We start from the raw sequence: 1,059 nt of genomic DNA on the forward strand, positions 1-1,059 counted from the left end.
CACAGGTTAAAGATCAAGCTAAGGCGTGTTTCAGAAGTCGTGGTCGGCCGGTAAAGGTCACGGCGTGGCGGTGATCGACAACTGAAGAGGTCTCCGGTATCTGGTTCTGCGACCAAGCAAGAACTTCATACCGGAGACCTCGTGTCCAGCGTAGCGGTGACGAGGCGGCATGACCTGACCGACAGGCAGTGGGCTGTTCTGGCCCCGCTGTTGCCTGCCGCGCCAACGACGGGTCGTCCGCCGAAGTGGGAGAAGCGGCAGCTCATCGACGGGATCAGGTGGCGGATCCGGATCGGGTCGCCGTGGCGTGACGTCCCGGCCGAGTACGGACCCTGGCAGACGGTCTACGGTCTGTTCCGTCGCTGGCAGCGCGACGGAACCTGGGACAGGATCCTGGCCGCGTCACAGGCCACCGCAGATGCGCAAGGCCGGATCACCTGGACGGTGAGCGTGGACTCCATGACCAGCCGCGCACACCAACACGCCGCCGGCGCCCGCACCGACGGCCACCTGCAGAAGGAGCCACCCGGCGGTGTGCACGACGAGCCCGCCGATCACGGGCTCGGACGATCTCGTGGCGGTCTGACCACTAAGACGCATCTGTCCTGTGAGCAGGGGCAGAAGGTCCTATCGATGGTGGTGACCGCCGGGCATCGTGGTGACAGCCCGCAGTTCATCCCGGTCCTGCGCCGGATCAAGGTGACCCGCCTCGGAGTGGGCCGGCCCCGCACCTGCCCCGACCTGGTCCTGGCCGACAAGGCGTACACCAGCCGCGGTAACCGCGCCTATCTGCGCAAGCGGGGGATCAAGGCGTGCATCCCTCGCAAGAAAGACCAGGACGCCCACCGCAAAGCCAAAGGCAGCCGCGGCGGACGTCCACCGAAGTTCGACCCAGACCTCTACCGGATGCGACACGCCGTCGAGAACGGCATCAACAGGCTCAAACGCCACCGCGGCGTAGCCACCCGCTACGACAAGCTGGCCGTCAGGTTCCAGGCCGTCCTGACCATCACCATCATCTGCGAGTGGCTCTGACCGGGCTTATGAAACACGCCTTAG

General features: G+C 65.6%; 1 protein-coding gene. It reads left to right on the forward strand.

Translation table 11 applies throughout. From position 1 onward, the window contains the following. Positions 1 to 156: 156 nt before the first annotated feature. Positions 157 to 1,035, forward strand: coding sequence for an IS5 family transposase (locus FF096_RS26190; RefSeq protein WP_375335398.1), 879 nt, complete (start codon positions 157 to 159; stop codon positions 1,033 to 1,035). Positions 1,036 to 1,059 lie beyond the last annotated feature (24 nt).

This window comes from Micromonospora sp. CP22 (genome assembly GCF_009712475.1).
In the GTDB taxonomy this organism is placed as follows: Bacteria; Actinomycetota; Actinomycetes; order Mycobacteriales; family Micromonosporaceae; genus Micromonospora.